The 20,227-nt window shown below is 65.9% G+C and carries 19 protein-coding genes; 11 read left to right on the plus strand and 8 right to left on the minus strand.

The genetic code is table 11. The features are described 5' to 3' along the window. Positions 1–15: 15 nt before the first annotated feature. From ACX80M_RS06660 to ACX80M_RS06675, 4 genes are read left to right on the plus strand one after another with little or no spacing between them, the layout of a single operon-like run. A complete protein-coding gene (locus ACX80M_RS06660) occupies positions 16–507 on the plus strand; it encodes a tripartite tricarboxylate transporter TctB family protein (RefSeq protein ID WP_252607744.1) in 492 nt (163 codons plus the stop codon). Further along, a complete protein-coding gene (locus ACX80M_RS06665; protein WP_252607745.1) occupies positions 504–2,051 on the plus strand; it encodes a tripartite tricarboxylate transporter permease in 1,548 nt (515 codons plus the stop codon). The genes ACX80M_RS06660 and ACX80M_RS06665 overlap by 4 nt, the downstream gene beginning before the upstream one ends. Further along, positions 2,048–2,971, plus strand: coding sequence for a dihydrodipicolinate synthase family protein (locus tag ACX80M_RS06670; RefSeq protein ID WP_252607746.1), 924 nt, complete (start codon positions 2,048–2,050; stop codon positions 2,969–2,971). The genes ACX80M_RS06665 and ACX80M_RS06670 overlap by 4 nt, the downstream gene beginning before the upstream one ends. A gap of 2 nt (positions 2,972–2,973) precedes the next feature. Then, a complete protein-coding gene (locus ACX80M_RS06675) occupies positions 2,974–4,674 on the plus strand; it encodes a dihydroxyacetone kinase family protein (RefSeq protein WP_459309290.1) in 1,701 nt (566 codons plus the stop codon). A 132-nt stretch (positions 4,675–4,806) separates the two neighbouring features. Here the strand turns inward: ACX80M_RS06675 and ACX80M_RS06680 are convergent, their stop codons facing one another. The 5 genes from ACX80M_RS06680 to ACX80M_RS06700 all read right to left on the minus strand — a co-directional run bounded on the left by ACX80M_RS06680 (position 4,807) and on the right by ACX80M_RS06700 (position 9,447). After that, positions 4,807–6,387, minus strand: a complete 1,581-nt coding sequence (locus ACX80M_RS06680) for an alkaline phosphatase D family protein (RefSeq protein ID WP_459309291.1) — start codon at positions 6,385–6,387, stop codon at positions 4,807–4,809. Positions 6,388–6,482: 95 nt separating this feature from the next. Beyond that, complete coding sequence (locus ACX80M_RS06685) at positions 6,483–6,845, minus strand: hypothetical protein (RefSeq protein WP_252601320.1); 363 nt, start codon at positions 6,843–6,845, stop codon at positions 6,483–6,485. Between the two features lie 233 nt (positions 6,846–7,078). Next, positions 7,079–7,480: a hypothetical protein gene (locus ACX80M_RS06690; RefSeq protein WP_252601318.1), complete on the minus strand. Its 402-nt coding sequence runs from the start codon at positions 7,478–7,480 to the stop codon at positions 7,079–7,081. Between the two features lie 603 nt (positions 7,481–8,083). Beyond that, on the minus strand, positions 8,084–8,584 hold the full coding sequence (locus tag ACX80M_RS06695; RefSeq protein ID WP_252601292.1) for a GNAT family N-acetyltransferase: 501 nt from the start codon (positions 8,582–8,584) through the stop codon (positions 8,084–8,086). Beyond that, entirely contained in the window at positions 8,581–9,447 is an 867-nt protein-coding gene (locus ACX80M_RS06700; protein ID WP_252601290.1) for a ribokinase, read from the minus strand. The genes ACX80M_RS06695 and ACX80M_RS06700 overlap by 4 nt, the downstream gene beginning before the upstream one ends. Positions 9,448–9,589: 142 nt before the next feature. On the opposite strand from ACX80M_RS06700, the gene ACX80M_RS06705 reads away from it, so the two are divergent. The 3 genes from ACX80M_RS06705 to ACX80M_RS06715 all read left to right on the plus strand — a co-directional run bounded on the left by ACX80M_RS06705 (position 9,590) and on the right by ACX80M_RS06715 (position 13,374). Further along, on the plus strand, positions 9,590–11,008 hold the full coding sequence (locus ACX80M_RS06705; protein ID WP_252607754.1) for an MFS transporter: 1,419 nt from the start codon (positions 9,590–9,592) through the stop codon (positions 11,006–11,008). 29 nt (positions 11,009–11,037) lie between these two features. Continuing rightward, on the plus strand, positions 11,038–12,042 hold the full coding sequence (locus tag ACX80M_RS06710) for a nucleoside hydrolase (RefSeq protein WP_252601286.1): 1,005 nt from the start codon (positions 11,038–11,040) through the stop codon (positions 12,040–12,042). 63 nt (positions 12,043–12,105) lie between these two features. Beyond that, positions 12,106–13,374 carry a S8 family serine peptidase gene (locus ACX80M_RS06715; RefSeq protein WP_252601283.1) on the plus strand — a complete coding sequence of 423 codons (1,269 nt, stop codon included), beginning with the start codon at positions 12,106–12,108 and terminating at the stop codon, positions 13,372–13,374. A gap of 18 nt (positions 13,375–13,392) precedes the next feature. Here ACX80M_RS06715 and ACX80M_RS06720 read toward each other — a convergent pair whose 3' ends face one another. Beyond that, the gene (locus ACX80M_RS06720; RefSeq protein WP_459309329.1) at positions 13,393–14,181 is read right to left on the minus strand and encodes a GntR family transcriptional regulator; all 789 of its coding nucleotides are present in this window, start codon (positions 14,179–14,181) and stop codon (positions 13,393–13,395) included. 524 nt (positions 14,182–14,705) lie between these two features. On the opposite strand from ACX80M_RS06720, the gene ACX80M_RS06725 reads away from it, so the two are divergent. The 4 genes from ACX80M_RS06725 to ACX80M_RS06740 all read left to right on the plus strand — a co-directional run bounded on the left by ACX80M_RS06725 (position 14,706) and on the right by ACX80M_RS06740 (position 19,011). Further along, entirely contained in the window at positions 14,706–15,548 is an 843-nt protein-coding gene (locus tag ACX80M_RS06725) for an esterase/lipase family protein (RefSeq protein ID WP_459309292.1), read from the plus strand. A 197-nt stretch (positions 15,549–15,745) separates the two neighbouring features. Next, positions 15,746–16,708 (plus strand): PAS domain S-box protein, encoded by a 963-nt coding sequence (locus ACX80M_RS06730; RefSeq protein ID WP_459309293.1) that lies wholly within the window; start codon positions 15,746–15,748, stop codon positions 16,706–16,708. A 148-nt stretch (positions 16,709–16,856) separates the two neighbouring features. Beyond that, positions 16,857–18,296, plus strand: coding sequence for a mercury(II) reductase (gene merA, locus ACX80M_RS06735; protein WP_459309294.1), 1,440 nt, complete (start codon positions 16,857–16,859; stop codon positions 18,294–18,296). Positions 18,297–18,327: 31 nt separating this feature from the next. Next, a complete protein-coding gene (locus ACX80M_RS06740; protein ID WP_252601272.1) occupies positions 18,328–19,011 on the plus strand; it encodes a haloacid dehalogenase type II in 684 nt (227 codons plus the stop codon). Positions 19,012–19,195: 184 nt separating this feature from the next. Here the strand turns inward: ACX80M_RS06740 and ACX80M_RS06745 are convergent, their stop codons facing one another. Next, complete coding sequence (locus ACX80M_RS06745) at positions 19,196–19,648, minus strand: DUF4383 domain-containing protein (RefSeq protein WP_459309295.1); 453 nt, start codon at positions 19,646–19,648, stop codon at positions 19,196–19,198. A 224-nt stretch (positions 19,649–19,872) separates the two neighbouring features. Then, positions 19,873–20,130 carry a hypothetical protein gene (locus tag ACX80M_RS06750; RefSeq protein ID WP_252607758.1) on the minus strand — a complete coding sequence of 86 codons (258 nt, stop codon included), beginning with the start codon at positions 20,128–20,130 and terminating at the stop codon, positions 19,873–19,875. Positions 20,131–20,227: the final 97 nt, after the last annotated feature.

Genomic DNA, 20,227 nt, shown 5'->3' on the forward strand with positions numbered 1-20,227 from the left:
CGGAGGAAATCCACAGTGTCTAGTGACCAGACCGCAGGGACAGGGACTGCACCGGAAAGGCATGTCGGACGTGCCTACCAGTTGGTTGGTCCGCTTGCCTCCCTGGCCGTCGGAGGCCTGTTGCTGCTGCTCACGCAGTACGTCAAAGAGCCGGATATCGCCACGGGGCTGAGCCCCCGTTGGTGGCCTGGAATTCTTGGCGCGATCATCTGCCTGCTGTCCATCGGTGTGGCAGTCAAAGACCAGATATCCGACGGCAAGTCCGGGGATGAGCTGACGACGCCGACCAGGCTCGGCATGATCCGCGTCGCCGCGGTCATCGCCGCCGCCTTCGGCTACGGAGTGCTTTGGTACTTCCTGGACTTCCGGGTTGCCACGTTCGGGCTCGTTGCCGGACTGTCCTACATCATCGGAGGCCGCGGGTGGAGGGCGCTGCTTCTCTTCCCGTTCCTCGTCTCCCTCGTGCTGTACGCCCTGTTTGTCCTGCTGCTGAAAGTTCCGCTATGAACGCGCTCGCCGAAGGCCTGGGTCAGATCGCCGACCCCACCGTCCTCCTCTGTATCCTGATCGGCGCGCTCGCCGGCATGCTCGTCGGCACCTTCCCGGGGCTCACCGCCACAATGGCAGTGGCCCTGGCCAGCGCCTTCACCCTCAGCATGGATCCGATCCCGGGCCTCGCCGTCCTGCTCACCATCTACGTGGCCGCGAACTTCGGTGACCGGGTGCCGGCGATCCTGATCAACACCCCCGGCACCCCGGCGTCGATCTGCACGACATTCGACGGCTATCCGATGGCCAAGAAGGGGCTTGCCGGGGTTGCCCTGACCGTTTCCGCGTTTGCCTCGGCGATCGGCACCTTCCTCGGGCTTATCCTCCTGGTCGTCGCGGCGATACCGATTTCCCGGCTGGCGCTCGAGTTCGGACCGGCGGAGACTTTTGCACTGGTCGTCTTCGGACTGACCATGATGGTCGGCGTCTCCGGCGGCAAGATCGGCAAGGGCCTTATCGCCGGCGCTGTAGGACTGGCACTGGCTTCCGTCGGGCGCGATCCGATCACGGGAACCGAACGGTTCACATTCGGTGTCCTGGAACTCAGCGACGGGATTCCGTTCATTGCCGTGATCATCGGCCTGTTCGGGATCGCCGACATCCTGGACCAGATGCTGTCCTACCGGGCCGAAAAGCACACGCCGATCTCCAACTTTGGCCGCTGGTGGCCCAACCGCTCCGAAATGAAGCGGATGGTCAAGCCACTGGGCATCGGAACCGGCATCGGCGCCGTCGTTGGTGCAATGCCGGCAGCCGGCGGCGACATCGCCGGCATCATGAGCTGGGCCGCCGCCAAGAAGGCGTCAAAGCACCCGGAAGAGTTCGGGAAAGGATCGATCGAAGGACTCACCGCGGGCGACACAGCATCAAACGCGGGCATCGGGCCGTCGGTTGCCACAACACTGGCACTCGGAATTCCCGGCGACTCCGTCATGGCAGTGGTCCTCGGGTCCCTGATCGTCTGGGGCATCCAGCCCGGACCGGCCCTGTTCACGTCACAACCGGACCTCGTCTGGAGCATCGCCGGCATCCTCGCGGTTGCCACCGTCCTCACGCTGGGCCTCAGCCTCCTGCGCCTCCGCGGGGTCACCAAGCTCCTGGAACTGAAACCGCATTACCTGTGGACCGTCATCATTGTCTTCTGCATGGTGGGGACGTTCGCCGTCAACAACAGCGTCATTGATGTGGTGGTGATGCTCATCTTCGGCGTCGTCGGACTCTTCATGCGGCGCCACGGATTCCCCGCCGGTCCTGTCGTCCTGGGACTCATCCTCGGCAAGCTCGCCGAAGGCAACCTCCGCCGGGCACTGGAGATCGGCGGACCCGAGAACATTCTCGGCAGCCCGATCGCGGTGACCATCCTCCTGATCAGCCTCGCGGCTGTCACCCTGCCGCCCGTCATCGACCGCCTGCGCGCCCGCCGCGCAGTGCGCCGCGCGGCCTCCACCAGCTCGAACCCTACCGACCAGCCGCTTGAACAGAAAGAGACAACCATCTCATGACCCCGCCGACCTCCCCCCTCGTCATTACCGCCACCCCCACCCTCTTCTCAGCGGACGGAGCCCTCGCCGAGGCCGAAATCCGCCGGCACCTGGAATGGCTCCGCGAAAAGGGCGTGGACGCGCTGTTCCCCGCGGGCACATCCGGTGAGTTCCCGACACTCACCGACGACGAGCGCATCAAAATCCTCGACATCGCCCTCCAGGTCTTCCCGGCAGACAGGGTGTACATCCACGTCGGTGCCGCGGGAACACGCCAAGCGGTGGAACTGGCCAGACGCGCCGTGGCCCACGGTGCAACGAAAATGGCTGCCATCACGCCGTATTTCCAGCCTGCCCCCGAGGCCCAGGTGCTGGACTACTATTCCCAGCTGGTGGCGGCAACCCCCGGTGCCGACGTCTTCGCTTACCTTTTTGAAGCAAGGACATCGACCCAGTCACGTCACTCCGTGCTTGCGGAGCTCTCCAGCCGTGGCGTGGCCGGCGTAAAGCTCAGCGGTGAGACGGACGAGAGCGTGGCCGGGTTCCTGCGGGCACGGCCGGAAGAATTCACCGTCTTTTCGGGCAACGACGTCTCCTTCGCAGCCCTCATCGGGGCCGGCGGCCACGGCATCGTCTCCGGAGTGTCCTCGGCATACCCGGAACCGTTCGTCGCGCTCCGCGACGCCCTGGTTTCCGGAGATGCCGACGAGGTTCAGCTCCGCCAGGCGGACGTGGTGGCGGCCGTGGCAGCGGTGCGCGGCGGAAGCCTGACGCACCTCAAAGCCGGCATCGCAGCCCGTGGCTTCGGCGCCAGCCCCGTCCGGTCAGCCGTCGCTCCGGTGGATGAACCGGATGCGGCCCGCATCCGGGAACTCGCAGCAGTCATCGCTGAAGCCCCTGCCGGCGATCTCGCCAAGGCCGCCGTGCTCGGAGCGGTCTGAACATGCGGAAGATCATCAACGATCCGCATTCGTTCGTCGATGAGGTCATGCAAGGGATCTTCGCCGCGCATCCAGGGGAAGTGCGCCCCGCCACGACCGACAACCGTACGCTGGTCCGCGCGGACTCGCCGATGGTCGGCCGGGTGGGGATCGTGACCGGCGGCGGCTCGGGCCACCTTCCGTTCTTCCTCGGATACGTCGGCCGCGGCCTTTGTTCAGCCGTCGCCGTCGGAAACGTCTTTTCCTCACCGTCAGCGGCGCACATCCACGCGGCATCCCGCGCGGTATCCGGCGGTGCCGGGCTGCTCTACCTGTACGGCAACTACGGGGGAGACGTCTACAACTTCGACCTCGCGGCGGAACTCTGCCGCGCCGAGGGAATCCAGGTCGAAACCGTGTTGGGCGCCGACGATATCCTCTCCGCCCCCGCGGAGTCGGCAGCCACACGGCGGGGTGTCGCTGGCCTCGTCCTGGTGTACAAAGCCGCAGGTGCCATTGCCGACGAACTGGCACCACTGGCCGAAGTGGCACGGGTGGCACAGAAAGCCGCGGACGCCACCCGGACGATGGGAGTCGGACTCTCGCCCACGATCCTTCCGGCGGCGGGAGAGGCTACTTTCAGCCTGGACGACGGCGACATGGAGATCGGCGTCGGAATCCACGGCGAGCAGGGGACGCACCGCGGCCCGATCGAGAGTGCCGATGCCATCACCGACCGGTTCGTCGCCGAATTCGACAAGGAACTCAAGCTGACGCCGGGGAGGCGGGTGGCGGTACTTGTCAACGGGCTGGGAGCGACGCCGCTCGAAGAGCTTTACGTCATCTACCGCCGGCTCGCCGAAGTCCTCGGGGACAGGAGAGTTACGATCGCCCACCGCTACATCGGGGAATACGTGACCAGCCTGGAGATGGCCGGCGCCTCCGTCTCCATCATGGAACTCGACGACGAGCTTGAGCGGCTCATCGCCGCCCCCGCATCCTCGCCGTTCTTCCGGCAGGGGACGGTTGAGCCAACGGGAACAACGGCGGAACGCCCGGAGCTGGTGGACCTGGACAGGCCGGGGAACATGGCGTCGGTGCGGCGCACGGGAAGGCCCAGCCGGCTGCGGGAAGTCCTGCTCGCCGCGCTGCCCGCGATGCTCAGCCACAAGGACGAGTTGCGCGAGCTCGACGCCGTGCTCGGCGACGGTGACCTGGGCATCACAGTCGCCGCCGGGAGCGAGTCCGTTGTGGGTTCCCTACGGGCCCTGCCTGAAGACGCCGACGCAGCGAGCGTTGTTCGTTTTGCCGCTGCGGCCTTTGCGTCCGCGAATCCTTCAACGTTTGCGGCCCTCGTTGGTGCGGGCCTGCTCGGAACACTCGACGAATTCGGTACGGCAGATGACCTCGTTCCAGACGAGATAGCCAACGTGGTCCGGGCCTTCACCGATCGAATTATGGAACGCGGGGGTGCAGAGCCGGGAGACAAGACCCTCGTCGACGTGCTGCTGCCGATCACGAACGCGCTGCTGCTGGGACCGATCGCGGGTGAAAAGGTCGTCGAAGCAGCACGCTCTGCAGTGGACCGAACCACGCAGCTTCAATCGCGGCGGGGCCGGGCCGCGTGGCAGGGGGAACGCAGCGTGGGACACCGCGACCCTGGAAGTGTGGCCGTACTGCGATTCACAGAGGAGTTCGTTAGAGCACAATCAAACTTGCAGTAATTACCTAGGGGCCTCGGTGGAGCTGTCACCTACATTCGTTGACGGTCAGGCTGAGAGCTTGACTGCGGTGGGGCCTGGACGATGAGCCCCACCGCAGGGCCGAAAGGCTCAACCGCAAACAGTCGACATGCCCTACTGGAGCCCCGGGACTCCGTCCTGGATGGCGAAGGAGGCCTTCGTGCTGACGGGGGATCCCGGCGTCGTGACGTGGTCCAGGACCCGGAAGTCGGCCGTGAGGGCGTCCTTGGTGATCTTCGTGTTCACGTAGCCGCGGTTGTCGTTGTAGAACTTCAGGTGCGGGTTCCAGGCCTGGACCGGGTCGACTGTGGAGCCGGTGCCGTTGCCGGTGGAGGTGATGGACGTGCAGACCAGTTCCGAGCCGACCACGGGGGATGCGGGGTCCTTGTAGTCGACCTTGATGTCGTTGGCCCAGTTGCGGTGGACGTCGCCGGTGAGGACCACGGCGTTGCGGACGTTCGCGTCCACCCAGCCCTGGGTGATGCGGCGGCGGGAGGCGGCGTAGCCGTCCCACCCGTCCATGGAGACGTCGTCGATCTCGGGTGCGGCGTTCCTGTCCTTTTCGGCGAAGAACACTTGCTGGCCCAGGACGTCCCAGCGCTGGGTGGAGTTCTTGAAGCCGTCCAGCAGCCACTTCTCCTGCTCGGCGCCGGTGATGGTGCGGTTCTCGGCGAGGCGTTCGGTGACGTTCTTCTTCCAGCCGTCCCCGGCGAGCTGGTCGTCGCGGTACTGGCGGGTGTCCATCATGTGGAAGTTGGCCAGCTGGCCCCACTGGATGGTGCGGTAGATTTTCATGTCGAACCCGGCCGGCACGGAGGACGCGCGCAGCGGCATGTTCTCGTAGTACGCCTGGAACGCGGCGGAGCGTCGCTGCCGGAACCGCTCGGTGGTGTCGTTGAGCTGGTTGGCGTCCTTGTTCTCGGGGATCTCGTCCGCCCAGTTGTTGTCCACCTCGTGGTCATCCCACACCACCAGCCACGGTGCGATCGCGTGCGCGGCCTGCAGGTCGGCGTCGGACTTGTACTGCGCGTGGCGCTGGCGGTAGCCCTGCAGGGTGGTGGTCTCGGGGCCCTGGTGGTCGCGCGGGTTGCCGCCGCCGATCACGTAGCTGTCCTTCTTGTACTCGTAGATGTAGTCACCCAGGTGCAGCACCAGGTCCGGGTGGTCCTGGGCCAGCCGCGAGTAGGCGGTGAAGTAGCCGTGCTCGTACTGCGAGCAGCTGGCAAACGCCATGGCCAGCGCCGCCGGCGTCTCGTGCGGCGCCGGGCTGGTGAGGGTGCGGCCCACTACGCTGACGTGCCGGCCGGTGCGGAAGCGGTAGAAGTATTCGCGCCCCGGCCGGAGGCCCTTGAGTTCGACGTGCACCGAGTGCGCGGTTTCGATCCGGGCATCCTCGACGCCGCGGGCTACTACGGTGCGCATGCCGGCGTCTTCAGCCACTTCCCACGCCACCGCGACGTTGCGGGAAGGCATGCCGCCCAGGCCGTCTTCGGCGATCGGGTCCAGCGCCAGCCGGGTCCAGATCACGAAGCCGTCCGGCCACGGCTCGCCGGAGGCAATGCCCAGCAGGAACGGATCGGTGCGGAGGCCGGCGTCGTCCGCTGTTGAAACGGCGACGGCGGCACCCGGCCAGGCGACGACGAGCCCGGCCCCGAGGCCGGCGGAAAGGAGGGATCTGCGCGAAATGTTGTCCATGGCTTCGACCGTATTGCGGCCGGTTGAACAGTGTGTAAGGGCGGCGTGAATGCGTGGTTAACTGCGTGACAAGACCTGTCGATTTGGAGCAGTTTCTAGTTCCTGGAGTTCAGCGCGTCGAACTGCTCCTGCCAAAGGGCCAACTCCTCATCGACGTAGCGCCTGTGGGCAGGAGTCCATTTGGGCCAGATGTCGGGCGAGGCCGGGGCGGGTGCGGGCCGCAGTGCCCGGTCTCGAACCGGGGGTGCTGCCCGGGTCGGAGCCGGGTCCGGGATGGGGCGTTGGACCCGGCGTGGGTCCCGTCTGGCGCTGGTAACTTTCTTCTGACCGGCCCGGGGCTTCAGGCCGGTAATCCAGAGCACCAGGCTGGACAGGACCCAGAGAATGCTGGCCAGGACCAGCACGACAAGAAGGAAGGCAATCCAGAGCAGTAGTCCGATGGCTGGGAAGACCAACATGGTCTATTTTAGCGTCCGGACCCTCGATTGGATCAGGAGTATTTTGAGGCTACGGCCCCCCGAACCCTCGTTGCGGACATCGTCCAGCTACATCGTCCGTGACCATCTCTGACGTGCTCGTGGCCCTCCTGTGGCGGGGCGACGACGCGGGGCTGAACCGGGGATCCCTCAGCGCGCATCGAATCTCGTCGTCGCCTACCGATCGGGGACTCGTTTGGATGAAGTTTGTTGGGCTATCCAGCAGCTTCTGGCAGGGGCGGCTGCATAGCTGCCGCCCCTGCCCACATGTAGTAGCCGGCCGCCACCATGGCGAGCCCAAAAGGTATGGCGAGTAGGACAGCAGGTGTTTGTTCGTTGGCTGCCAGCAGAGCGACAGTGCTGACCACGAAGAAGATCCCGAGCCATCGTGGAAGAACACCTGAACGGAGAATGAAGACCCCGATCATCAGGAGGCCTGCGATGACAGCCAGCAGCCCGGGGATGACAAAATAGGGCATCCCTGGGAAGTCGCCGGCGAAGAATGCCGTCTGGATCAGCGCGCCCGTAAACAGCAGGATGAACCCAACTGCGGCCGTAATCAGGCCAGCGTTCGCAAGCTTGAGGTACTGGCCGGATCGCCGTGCAAGGAGTGTCATACCGGCAACGCCAACCAGTATGAGAAGGGACGCGGCAGAGGCTGCCAAAGGGACAAACCCGGTTGATGTACGCATGGCTCTTGTCTCGCATTCCAAGCCGATGCAGCCGATCGGTTCCAGATTGTGTAGGAATGCGGCCAAGACGCACAGCACGCCGCCGAGCATCGCTGCGGCGCCAGCCCATCTGGGGAATTGCCCTGCCCAGAATCGGTCGTCGAAATTTCCCCGGGCCATCGTCAACCGCCATCTCTCTGGAGACCGCCAGTGTGTCTTCCTATGCTGGACCGGGCCGGTGTGGCGGTCAAGAGCCGGTTGCCAGGCACAGAAGGATCCGCATGAATTCCTTGAGGCGGGTCGCCGGCGAGGTCGCCGACCCGGAACTTCTTGTCGAACTGGCTGGACCCGTGTTCTGCAGCCATAAACAGTTCCTTTGCGGACATCACCTTGTCCACCCCTGGCATACGGCCGCAGCTCCTCCCCAGAACGTGAGAGAGGGTTGCCCAAAAACGTGCGGGAAGTGAGAGAGGGTCCTGGGGTTCCTGACCGGTCGGACGGCGGGGCCGGGGGGAATTGCCCTGATCGGCAGGCTCAAGCGGCGGGCAACTATCGTTGCAGCTCCAGGCGGAATACCCAGAGAAGGACGTCCTCGCCGGGCACGTACCAGTCGCGCTTCGGAACCCTCTGGAAACCCAGGGATTCGTAAAGAGCATGTGCCCGTCCCATAAACGTCGCGCTCGTAATGCTGATCGCCCTGATTGCGGGCAGCGACTGCGCGTGTTCAATGACCCTTCGGACTACAACGCGACCAATCCCGCCGCCCTGAACCGCAGGATCAACGGCCAGCATCCGGAACTCCAGCTCCCCGTCGGCGGCGATCTCGCTGTACGGCTGGCCGGCAAACGTCAGCGTCACCGCCGCCACCACCCGACCGGCCGCCTCCGCCACCCACACCTGCGCATGCTCGGCGCGGTGCTCCACATCCTCCAGCACGCTCATGTACGGATGGTCCGCGGAGAAGTGCCCTGCCCGCAGGTAGGCATCGCGCGTGATGCGCCGGACCTCCGGAAAGTCCGACGGCGCCGCCCGCCTGAAAGCGACGCTCACCGCGCGCCGTCGGTTACTGCGGTCCGCTCAACATAGTGGCCCAGCTGTGCCAAATCCGGCTGGGAGGAGGGATGGCCCACGGCGTCCGCTCCCACAGCGTTGGCCACGGCCAAGGCATGGGTGTAATCCAGCCCCTGTCGCAGGGACAAGACCAGGGCAGCACAGAACGCGTCGCCGGCGCCCACCGTGTTCGCCACCGTCACTGAAGCTGAAGGCGCTTCGGCCACCTTCCGCCCGTGTTCGAACATCGCGGAGCCGTCCTTGCCGTACGTCACGGCCACCAGCTTCGCCTGGGCGAGGGCGGGGATCAGGGCGTACTCGCTCTCGTTGACGATGACCAGGTCGCAGCGTTCCAGCAGCTCGGCCGGCAAGTCCATCGCTGGTGCGGCGTTCAGCACAAAGTACCCGGCGGACCGCCTGGCGGCCTCCAGTACCACGGGCAGGCCCACCTCCAGCTGGCACAACACCGTCTCATCGGGGCCGAACTCCACACCCTCCAGGGAGAGGCTGGAGTTGGCGCCCGGGCAGACGACAATCTGGTTCTCGCCGTCGCGGTCCACCACAATCAGTGCCGTCCCGGTCGTGTCCGGCAGGACGGCCACGTCAGAGGTGTCGACGCCGGCGCTCGCCAGCGCGTCCAGCATCCGCTGCCCCTGGGCGTCGCTGCCCACGGCGCCGACCATGCGGGCGCTCCCGCCCAAGCGGGCTGCTGCTGCGGCCTGGTTGGCGCCCTTGCCGCCCGGCTGTTCGGAGAGCACCGCCCCGCCGATGGTTTCGCCGGCGGTGGGAAGTCTCTCGGCGGTGGCGATCAGGTCCAGGTTGATGCTGCCGACGACGGTGACGGCAGGAAGTCGATTGCTCATGGGAAGTCTCTCTCGAGGGGAAGCCGGAAGCGGCCGGTTTAGGAAATAGTGTACGGCATGGTTGTACTTGTGGGTCATACATGGTTGTATAACAACTCGAATCGCCATTCCGGACGATCCAGCTCCAACAAAGGAGTTTGATGTGAACACCCCAACCCCGGTTGCCGCCTCCCCGCCGGTCAGCGCGGAACAGCCCGCCTTCGCCGGCCGCCGCGCCGCCCTGCTGATCTCCACCCTGCTGCTGGGCGTGCTGTCCTTCCAGCTCAACGCCCGCATGGTCACCCCCGCGCTGCCGCAGATCGCCGCGAGCTTCGGCCAGAGCGCCGACAGTGCCGCGCCTGTCCAGTCCATGTTCTTCCTGGCCGGCGCCATCGCCGGGCCCGTGATCGGCCGCTGGAGCGACTTCATCGGCCGCCGCGCCGCCCTGCTCCTGGTCCTCGGCATCATGGGCGCCGGCACCATCCTCTGCATCGCCGCCCCCACGCTGCCCCTGCTCGTCACCGGCCGGTTCCTGCAGGGCGTCTCCAGCGCCGTGTTCGCGCTCGCCTACATTGTGCTCAGCGAGAATCTACAGGCGAAGGTCTTCGGCACCTCCGTGGGCATCATTGCCGCCATCAACGGCGGAGTGGGGGGCGTGGACGGCTACGTGGGCGGGCTCATGGCCGAGACCCTCGGCTTCCGCTCCATCTTCGTGGTCGTGCTGGTCCTCACCGCCATCGCCGCCGCCTGCATCATCAAGATCGTCCCAGCCGGACGGCCGCGGGGCGTGCGCGGCGCCATGGACTGGTGGGGCGCCGGATCCCTCTCCGTGTTCCTTGTGTTCATCACCTACTTCGTCTCCGGCGGATCCGCCGCCGGCTGGACAGCGCCCAGCACCCTGGCACTGCTCGCCGCCACCATCGCGTCCTTCGCCGCCTTCTGGAGCATCGAGAAACGGCGCACCAACCCTCTCATCGCAGTCCACCACCTGCGCTCCCGCCAAGTCTGGCCGGTCATCGCCACAACCGTCCTGACCCTCGCCGGCATCTTCGCCATCATCAACTTCACCGTGGTGCTCCTCAGCCAGGACGCCGGTGCCGGCTTCGGGCTGACCGCATCAGTTTCCGCGCTGCTGTTCCTCACCCCGGCCGCCCTGATCGGCGTCTTCGCCGCACCCCTCGCCGGCTGGCTCGCCGACCGGCGCGGCTGGATCAAAACCCTCCGCGCCGGCACCGGACTGAGCCTGGCGTGCGCTATCGCAGCCGCCATGTTCTCGGACAACCAGATCGCGGTGCTGATCGCCGTTGCGGCCCTGGGCATCTTCTACAACGGCTTCTTCCTCACCGCCATCAACGGGCTCTCGGTGCTGCTCTCACCCAAGGAAGCCCCGGCTGCCCTGCCCAGCATCAACGGTGCCTCCTTCGGCATCGGGGCGAGCCTCGGCGTCGTTCTCGTGGCACCCTTCGCCGCCCAGGCCACCGCCGCCGGGTACACCACCGCCCTCTGGATCTCGGCGGCCATTACGGCCGCAGCGTTCATCGTCAGCCTCTTCGTCGCCGCCCCCAAGGGCGAGACGGTCTAACTCCCCTCTACCGAAAGAGAACCACCGCCATGACCGACACCTTTCCGTTCTACCTGGATTGCGACACCGGAATCGACGACGCCCTCGCCCTGGCCTACCTGCTGGCCGCCCCCACCGCCGACGTGGTTGGCATCGGGACCGTCAGCGGCAACGTCAGTGCCGCCGTCGGCGCCCGCAACACCCTGGACCTGCTCCAGCTCGCCGGCCACGCGCACATTCCCGTGGCGCTCGGCGCCCACGATCCGCTGGCCGGGCAGTTTGGCGGCGGGGCGCCGTGGGTGCACGGGGAGAACGGGATCGGCGGGGTTTCCCTTACGACGGCGTCCGCCACGTTGGAGTCCGAGAGTGCGGCCGAGATGCTGGTCCGGCTCGCCCATGAGTATCCGGGAACGCTGCGGGTGCTCGCCATCGGCCCGCTGACCAACATCGCCGAGGCGCTGCGCCTGGACCCCGCGCTGCCCTCGCTCGTGGACGAAATCACCATCATGGGCGGGGCGGCCCTGGCCCCCGGGAACATTAGCCCGGTGGCGGAAGCCAACATCTTCAACGACCCCGAGGCCGCCGCCCTGGTGCTGGCCGCCGGCTGGGACGTGACCCTGGTGCCGCTGGACGTCACAATGGCCAACGTCCTGGAGGAAAGCCACCGGCAGGAACTGCTCGCCGCGGACCACCCGGTCCCGCAGGCCCTCGGCGACATGCTGGGCTACTACTTCCGGTTCTATGAGGGCATCTTCGGCCGGCCCTGCTCCGCCATGCATGATCCGCTGGCGGCGGCGCTCGCGGTGGGCGGCATTAAGGCGACGCTGGCCCCGGTGGTGCATGCCGCCGTCGACACCTCTGCCGGGCCGGGCCGCGGGCAGACCGTCTGCGACATGCGCGGCTCCTATAGGGACTACCCGGAGCAGCCGGGCGCGCGTTGCCGCGTGGTGCTCTCGCTAGAAGCAGATTTCGCCCCGCACCTGGTGGAGACGCTGCTGTCCTTCTCTGAAAGTATGACGGCGGCACTCGCCTCCGCGGTTCCGTCACCTGCGTGATTAGGTAGGGCGATTTGCCGCGCCGCACTATCCAGCCGGTCCGGGTTGGTGCACGATAACCCCATGAAAAAAACAGTTATCGCCGGTTTCGCAGCGCTCATGATGGGGCTCGGCGCCATCACCTTCGCAGGCCCAGGCAACGCAGCGCCCGAGTCGTCGCACGTCGCGGGGCAAATCATGGTCAAGTTCCGCGACGATGGCGCGGCCGCCGGCGTGCTGCGCCGCCATGGGCTCAGCGACGGCCCGGGGATTGGCAGCACCGGGGCCCACCTCATCAAGGTTCCGGCCGGTAAGGAACTGCAACTCATCGACGCCCTCAGCCGGAACCCGAACGTTGAGTATGCCGAGCCGGACGAGGTGGTAACGGTAGCTACCGATCAGCCCAACGTCGACTATTTCCCCCGCCAGTACGCTTTGCACAACACTGGCCAGGAATTTACCAGCACGTTGGGAGCAACTGTGGCCGGCGGTACGCTCGACGCCGACGTGGACGCCGTCGACGCGTGGGAGATTGCCACCGAAGACCGGACCAAAAGCATCAAGGTCGCCGTGCTCGATACCGGCGTCACCACCGACAATCCCGACATTTCACCAAAGGTTGGTGTTGATGCACGCGCCAACTTCAGTACTGCGGCGACCGGTGAAGACAATTACGGCCATGGTACCCATGTGGCGGGTATTATTGCCGCCACCAAAGACGCGGTGGGCGTCACGGGTGTGTGTCCGGGCTGCCGGATCCTGGACGGCAAGGTCCTCAACGACAGCGGGTCCGGTTCCACCTCCAGCATTGTCAATGGCATCGATTGGGCCCTCGACAACGGTGCCCAGGTCATCAACATGAGCCTGGGACAGCGCGTTTCCTCCCGGGCCCTGGAAGCTGCCGTCAACGACGCCTGGATCAGGGGCGCGGTGATCGTCGCCGCAGCAGGCAATGGCGGTACCCAGGCCAAGATCTATCCTGGCGCCTACCCCAACGTCATAGCCGTCGCGGCAACGGACAACGATGACGCCAAGGCCTCCTTCTCCACCTACGGCAAGTGGGTGGATGTGGCAGCGCCCGGGGTCAGCGTGTACTCCACCTTCCCGAACCACGATTTCTACCTCGGTACCCAGAACGGCCGCTCCCATGGTTATGACATCGCCAGCGGCACCTCGATGGCCTCACCCATCGTCGCCGGTGTTGCCGCCCTTGTCTGGAGCACGCCCGCCGGGACCGAAAATGCCGCAGTCCGCAAGAAAATCGAATCCACTGCGGAGCGGATTACCGGCACCGGCACCCTCTGGGCACACGGCCGCGTGAACGCCTGCAAAGCAGTCGGCGGTTGCCCATAGCCCTGAACGCGGTTGCCGTCAGGACTGGAGGGATTGCATCACGGACAGGTGCCCGGCGCGGGCGGCGATAAGGCATTTGGCCAGGTAAAAGGGCCGGTTGCCGTATCTGACGTACTGGGTGAGGACCAGCACAGGGTCCGACGGCCGGAGGTCCAGCAGCTTGGCGCGGCTGGGTCCCACCTGGCTGAGGCTGATCTGGCACTCGCCAGGCCCGAGGATCCGGCCGAAGCGGTTGTTGAGGCTGGCAAGCAGGGTGTTGCCGCCGTCGTCCTCTATTTCCAGCGGCGCGGCGGCGGCGGAACTGCTGCCCAGGCTCATGGGCAAGGCGGAGATGTTTTCCTGCAGGTGGGCGATGGCCTCGCCGTCGCGGATCAGGACGGATTCCCAGAGCCAGCAGTCGTCGCCGGGCTCGACGCCGACGCCGGGGGCGACGAATTCCGAGGCGGGCTGCCGCTCCCGGAGGACGCGTTTGATTTCGAGGTGCTGGCCGGGGCCGCCGAGGACTTCCTCGAACGGGCGGATCCGTTCGATGCCGATGCGGGGGAGGGTGTCCGAGACGAAGCGTCCGACGCCGCGCCTCGCCCGGATGAGCCCGTCTTCCTCGAGCAGCATGAGGGCTTCGCGGACCACGGTGCGGCTGACTTTCATGTCGGCGCCGAGCTCGGTTTCCGTGGGGATCATGGAGCCGGGCTTGAGGAGGTCGTTGCGGATGGCTTCGGCGATCCGGGAGTACACCGCCACGCGGAGGGGTGAGCCGGGCTGGGCCTGCACCGGCTGGGACAGGAACCGGACGGCGTCCTCGTGCACGTTATGCCTCGCTTCGTGGTCTGGGAATTCCCAGCCTACCGGTGTGACGCGCTTGTTGGACAAGGCGCGGGTGGCTTTGAACCTGCTTGCCCAGGATGTCCCAGCGCTGGGTGGGGTTTTAGAAACCCTCCGGGAGCGAATTCTTTGAGACGATTAATGATCATAATAGTGACCACAAAGTTCCCTACGGATCACATTTATAACCCTTATGGGTTCACCGGTCATAGCCCCCGGCTGGCGCTATTTTCCGCACGCAGTGCACATTTGTGCAGCAGCTCTGACGGGTTTTCTCAGTCCCGGCGCCGACGCATGCGCTACCCACCAGTAACAACGCTGGGTTTGAGGGTTTTGGCCTCGGCGGAGAGCGCACCGCTTCGTAAGGCTTTTTTGGCGCACGTCTGTGCAACCCGGCTCCGCAACGACGGGTGTGCTGCGTAGCATGGAAAAACTCGGCCGGTACCTGATCAACACTCAGAACCATCGCTACCGGCCGCCCCTGTTGGCACATGAACAAAGAGGTTTCCATGTCATTCGTTACCCGGGCCCTGTCCGTTGCCGCTGCCGCCGTCCTCGTCACTTCCTTGGCTGCGGCTCCCGCCCAGGCGATCGAGATTTCCCCGCCGGGGGCCAACGACTGGTCCTGCAAGCCAACCGCCGAGCATCCGTATCCGGTCATCCTGGTACCGGGAACGTTCGAGAGCATGGAGAAGAACTGGTCCACCCTCTCGCCGTACCTCAAGAGCGCCGGGTTCTGCGTTTTTGCCCTCAACTATGGTGAGACGAACGGCGTGTATGCCACCGCGCCGGTGGCCGAGTCCGCGCAGGAACTCTCCCCGTTCGTGGACGCGGTCCGTGCCGCCACCGGCGCCAAGAAGGTGGACCTGGTGGGCCACAGCCAGGGCGGCATGATGCCCCGCTACTACATGGGCTTCCTCGGCGGGGCCAAGTACGTCCACCAGCTCATCGGCATCGCCCCCTCCAACCACGGAACGGAAGGCGTGATCGTCCCGCCGCCGGGCTTCATCGAGGACCCGGACTACACCGCCCTGGGTTGTGCCGCCTGCGCCGACCAGCAGGCGGGATCGGCCTTCATCCAGAAGCTGAACTCCATCGGCGACACCGTTGCCGGTCCTTCCTACACGGTCATCTCCACGGTCTATGACGAAGTGGTCATTCCCTATAACAGCCAGTTCCTGAACGGTCCGGCCCGGCAGGTCACCAACATCACCATCCAGGACAAGTGCCCGGCCGATGTCTTCGAACACGACCAGACGCCGAATGACCCCGTGGTGCACCAGATCGTGGCGCACGCACTGGGCCAGGCGTCCGGCCCGGCAGACCCTGCCTACCAGCCCAGCTGCATTTAGCGGGAGGGCCAGGCGCGCGCCTGACGCTCCTGCACTCGGCGGCGATCGATCCCCGCCCCAGGACGGGCACCTCACGAGGGGCCGGGCCCCGGCGGGGGTTGGCGGGAGAGCGGCCGGCAGCCAGTATCAGGAGAACTGCGGAACCTGAAAGCACGTGCTTCCGTCGAGGGTGCAGGGGGATCTTTGATGGACTGGTGGTGGCTTTCATCGGCGGCCAACGCGATGGTTGCTATGTCTTATCTGGCAATCTCGGGTGCGATCATTGTGCCATTGGCCCGGGCCCGGCAGGTGCGCCGGAACCGGTTGGGGCCGCTACTGCGGAGATTTTCTTTACTTGCGCGATCGGGCACGGCCTGCACGCCGTACATCCGCTGCTGCCTCTGATGGGGGTGGATGCCGCCGAGGGCATAGCTGCCAGGGAAGAGATCTCCTGGCATGACGCGTTATGGGATGTGTTGACGGCAGGAATCGGTCTCTACTACTGGACGCTGCGCCGGGCATACGCGTCGATGTTGGCCGGGCCGGTGATTTTCGAAGATCTGATCGAGCGGCAGCGCCTGACGGAGCTTGAGGCCGCAGCCGCGCTGAATGCTGTACGCCAGCAGGGGGCAGCGGAGCTTGAGCGGAGCGAGAAACGCTTCCGGCTGGCCTTCGAACACGCCCCTATCGGGATCGCGCTGATCGGCCTGGACCCGGAAGCTCCCGGAAATGTGCTGCGGGCCAATTCCGCGTTCTGCATCCTGCTGGGACGGGCGCCCTCCGAGCTGGCGTCGGGTAACGTTCTGGATTTGACGGTGCCCGAAGACCGGCCCGCGGCGCAGCACCGGTTGGCGCAGATGTTGGCCGGCGAAGTCACCTCGTACGCAGATTCCCGGAGGCTCCTCCACTCCGACGGACACATTGTGTGGACATCGATGACAAGCGCGGTGGTCGCCGATGACCATGGGGCGCCCCTGTACCTGGTCGCCCAACTCGAGGACATCACGGGCCGCCGTGAAGCCGAAGAGGTCCTGTCCCGCCAAGCGATGCATGATGGCTTGGCAGGCCTGCCCAACCATCCCCGACCTCACCGAACTCGCTGCCCGGCTCACGGACCTGGAGGCTGCGGATCCGCTGCGCTAGGCCGCCATCGGCGTCGTGGATCCGCAGGATTTCGTTGATCGGGGCAAGGCTGAGCCCCGAGTCTTTACTGCGGACCTCGCCGTGGGAGCGGAGCTTGACCTTCCCCTATCGGAAAAGGGGCAAGAATGGGTCAGGACAGGACCGACGCGGAAGCGTCCCGCTTCATCCCGCCCCTTGGAGGCCACCATGACTGAAACTGCCGAAGAAGAGTATGACCTGGCTGTGATCGGGTCAGGCGGCGCGGCATTTGCTGCCGCGATACGGGCCAGCGGGCTGGGCAAGCGCGTGGCCATGGTGGAACGCGGCACGGTCGGCGGGACGTGCGTGAACACCGGCTGCGTTCCCTCCAAGGCCCTGCTTGCCGTGGCAGAGGCCCGCCACACGGCCCTGGACGCGGGACGGTTCCCGGGCCTGCCCGCCGTGGACATGCCGGTGGACATGCCGGCACTGGCGGCCGGAAAACAGGATTTGGTGGAGGGGATGCGCGCAGAGAAGTATCTGGACCTGATCGCGGACTACGGCTGGGATCTGCACCAGGGCCATGCCTCGTTTACCGGCAGCGCGGACGATCCGCTGCTGGACATCGCCCTTCCCGACGGGCAGCCGAAACGGATCCGCGCCGCCCACTACGTGGTGGCCACCGGATCCTCGCCGTGGGCACCGGCGGTGGACGGCCTCGAAGAAACGGGATACCTGACCTCAACCACGGCGATGGAACTCACCGAGGTCCCCGAGTCCCTGCTGGTGATCGGCGGAGGATTCGTGGCGCTGGAACAGGCGCAGCTGTTCGCCCGGCTCGGCTCGAAGGTGACCATGCTGGTCCGCTCCCGGCTGGCCTCCACTGAGGAACCCGAAGCCGGACAGGCCCTGGCGGAGGTTTTCGCGGATGAAGGCATCCGGGTGGTCCGGCGTGCCGTACCGGAAAAGGTAGCGCGCGACGCCGGAGGTACGGTGAGCGTCACGGCCACCGTTGCGGGGGGCACCAGGGAGTTCAAAGGCACCCATCTGCTCGTGGCCACCGGCCGGCGCCCTGTCACGGCCGGACTGAACCTGCCGGGAGTCGGCGTCGTTCTCGGGGCGAACGGCGAGATCCTGGTTGATGACACACTGGCAACCAACCATCCCCGCATCTGGGCTGCCGGGGACGTCACAGGCCACCGGGAGTTCGTCTACGTCGCCGCGGCGCACGGGGCCCTTGCCGTCGAGAACGCCTTCACCGCCGGGTCACGGAAAATCGATTACCGGCATCTTCCGCGGGTCGCCTTCACCAGCCCCGCGCTCGCCGCGGTGGGCATGACCGACCGGCAGGCCAACCAGGCCGGGATCGCGTGCGAGTGCAGGGTGCTGCCGCTGGAATACGTCCCGCGCGCCCTGGTCAACCGAGACACCCGCGGCTTCATCAAGATTGTCGCCGAGAAAGCGACCGGCAGGATCGTGGGAATCACGGCGGTGGCCAAGGAAGCAGGAGACCTGGCCGCTGCGGGCGTCTATATCCTGGAAGGCGGCCTGAGCGTGGACCACGTCGCCCACCTGTGGGCGCCGTACCTGACCATGGCAGAAGGCCTGAAAATTGCCGCGCAGACCTACACTACGGACGTCTCGCGGCTCTCCTGCTGCGCCTCGTAAACCACAAGACCGTGAAGATGAAGGAGAACTCATGAACAGCGCCCCGTCAGTCATTGTTTTTGACGTTAACGAAACGCTTTCGGACATGTCACCGATGGGGGACCGCTTTGCCGAAGTCGGCGCCCCTGCCCAGTTGGCGAAACTCTGGTTCGCTACGCTGCTTCGCGACGGTTTCGCCCTCACTGCCGCCGGCGGCAACGGCGCCTTCGCCGAGATCGGTGCAGAGGCTCTGCGCGGGCTGCTCGCCAATGCGGGCATCGGCACGGACCTGGACCGGGCGGTGGAACATGTCAGGGCAGGAATGGCCGGGCTCGGCCTGCACCCCGACGTTCCGGAAGGCGTCCGGGCACTGCGGACAGCGGGATACCGGCTGGTGACCCTGACCAACGGCTCCACCCAGGTCGCGGAAAAACTCTTCGGCCCGGCAGGGATACGGGACCAGTTTGAACGGCTGCTTTCCGTGGAGGATGCCCGGGGATGGAAGCCTGCCCGGGCCGCTTACGACTACGCCGCCGGGGTCTGCGCGGTGGCTCCCGAGCAGATGCTGCTCGTGGCCGTGCACCCCTGGGACATCCACGGCGCAGCCCAGGCCGGTCTCGGCACTGCATGGATCAACCGGACCGGCGGAAGCTACCCTGGCTATTTCACCGCACCCGATTACACCGTCGCTTCCCTGGAAGAACTCCCCGGAGAACTGAGCGCATCCGGAGCCTGAGCGGGGATTTATTGCTCAGACAGGCCCGCCTTACCCCCGAAAGCATGTGTGCGGACCGGCAGCCGCCGCAGCCGTTCGGCAGGCTCAACCGTGGGGGTTCGAGGTCATGATGCCGGAAACGCCAAGGGCCCCGGCAGCAGCGGGAAGCTGCGGCCGGGGCCATTGTCATGCGTGTGGGTTTGGGTTAGGCGTGTGCCTTGGTATGGCCCTTGGTGAGGAAGAGGGCCAGTGCGATCATGCCGACGCCGAGGAGGAGGTGCAGGCCGTTGTCGAAGCCGTTCAGGGGTACGAAGTTGCCGGCTGATTCCTGGGGGACGATCAGTCCGTAGACGAACAGGACCAGGTAGATGATGCCGCCGTAGAGGAGGAAGGATTTGGCGCCGGTGGCGGTTTTGGCCAGGGCGATTCCTGCTGCGCCGAAGAGCAGGTGGACGATGTTGTGGAGTACCGAGACCTGGAAGAGGCCCAGCAGCATGGCTTCGGATTCGTGGCCGGCGAAGTGCAGCTGGTCGAAGTTGCCGGTGATGCCCGGGACGAAGCCTAGGATGCCGACCAGCAGGAACACGGCGCCGACAAGCATCGATGCCTTCTGGACGTTGGTGCGGGCTGTTGTGCCGGTGTGGGTGTGTGTAGCCATGATGTTCTCCTGAGTGCATTTTTTGAATCAGCGGGTAGTGCTGACCTGCTGAACCAACGGGTTATACCTGCTGTTCGGGGCCGCATCGCAGTGTGGATGGCTTGTTGGGAGAACTATTTGATGTGAGGTCTCTTGCGGGGCTCAACCCGGTGGACTCCAGTAAAGGACCCCCGTCCGGAAAGTTCCGGACGGGGGTCTTTGTCGCCGGGATGGACTTGGGCCGCTCAGCAGACGGCCAGCGGGCCATCGAACAGGACCGTTGCTGACCACGCGGCCGCGGCAGTGGCATCGGTATTTACAAACGACTTCTCAACGCCCGTCACGATTCCGGGGAATCCCGGGTGTCCGGCGACGGGATTGCCTCCGGGACAGCTGAATTTATCCTGGGGGTCCGCTGAAGGCTCGAACGCCAGCGCGCTCGGGGCAAACATGACTGATGAGGCGGCTACGATGACGCCGACGGCGAGCGCTTTGGTTCTCATTTGAGCTTCCACCCTTCCGGGGTGAGGGCCGGTCCCCTTGGTCGGGAACGGGTTAAACCCCCGTCCCTAAGCAAGAGAGATTACTCCTGTCACCCGC

The organism is Pseudarthrobacter sp. MDT1-22, from assembly GCF_054511035.1.

Coding starts and splice junctions, on each gene's coding strand:
- ACX80M_RS06715 (WP_252601283.1), top strand. CDS start 12,106: ATGAAAAAAACAGTTATCGCCGGTTTCGCAGCGCTCATGATGGGGCTC.
- ACX80M_RS06700 (WP_252601290.1), bottom strand. CDS start 9,447: ATGAGCAATCGACTTCCTGCCGTCACCGTCGTCGGCAGCATCAACCTG.
- ACX80M_RS06710 (WP_252601286.1), top strand. CDS start 11,038: ATGACCGACACCTTTCCGTTCTACCTGGATTGCGACACCGGAATCGAC.
- ACX80M_RS06665 (WP_252607745.1), top strand. CDS start 504: ATGAACGCGCTCGCCGAAGGCCTGGGTCAGATCGCCGACCCCACCGTC.
- merA (WP_459309294.1), top strand. CDS start 16,857: ATGACTGAAACTGCCGAAGAAGAGTATGACCTGGCTGTGATCGGGTCA.
- ACX80M_RS06740 (WP_252601272.1), top strand. CDS start 18,328: ATGAACAGCGCCCCGTCAGTCATTGTTTTTGACGTTAACGAAACGCTT.
- ACX80M_RS06725 (WP_459309292.1), top strand. CDS start 14,706: ATGTCATTCGTTACCCGGGCCCTGTCCGTTGCCGCTGCCGCCGTCCTC.
- ACX80M_RS06745 (WP_459309295.1), bottom strand. CDS start 19,648: ATGGCTACACACACCCACACCGGCACAACAGCCCGCACCAACGTCCAG.
- ACX80M_RS06675 (WP_459309290.1), top strand. CDS start 2,974: ATGCGGAAGATCATCAACGATCCGCATTCGTTCGTCGATGAGGTCATG.
- ACX80M_RS06680 (WP_459309291.1), bottom strand. CDS start 6,387: ATGGACAACATTTCGCGCAGATCCCTCCTTTCCGCCGGCCTCGGGGCC.
- ACX80M_RS06685 (WP_252601320.1), bottom strand. CDS start 6,845: ATGTTGGTCTTCCCAGCCATCGGACTACTGCTCTGGATTGCCTTCCTT.
- ACX80M_RS06670 (WP_252607746.1), top strand. CDS start 2,048: ATGACCCCGCCGACCTCCCCCCTCGTCATTACCGCCACCCCCACCCTC.
- ACX80M_RS06690 (WP_252601318.1), bottom strand. CDS start 7,480: ATGACACTCCTTGCACGGCGATCCGGCCAGTACCTCAAGCTTGCGAAC.
- ACX80M_RS06750 (WP_252607758.1), bottom strand. CDS start 20,130: ATGAGAACCAAAGCGCTCGCCGTCGGCGTCATCGTAGCCGCCTCATCA.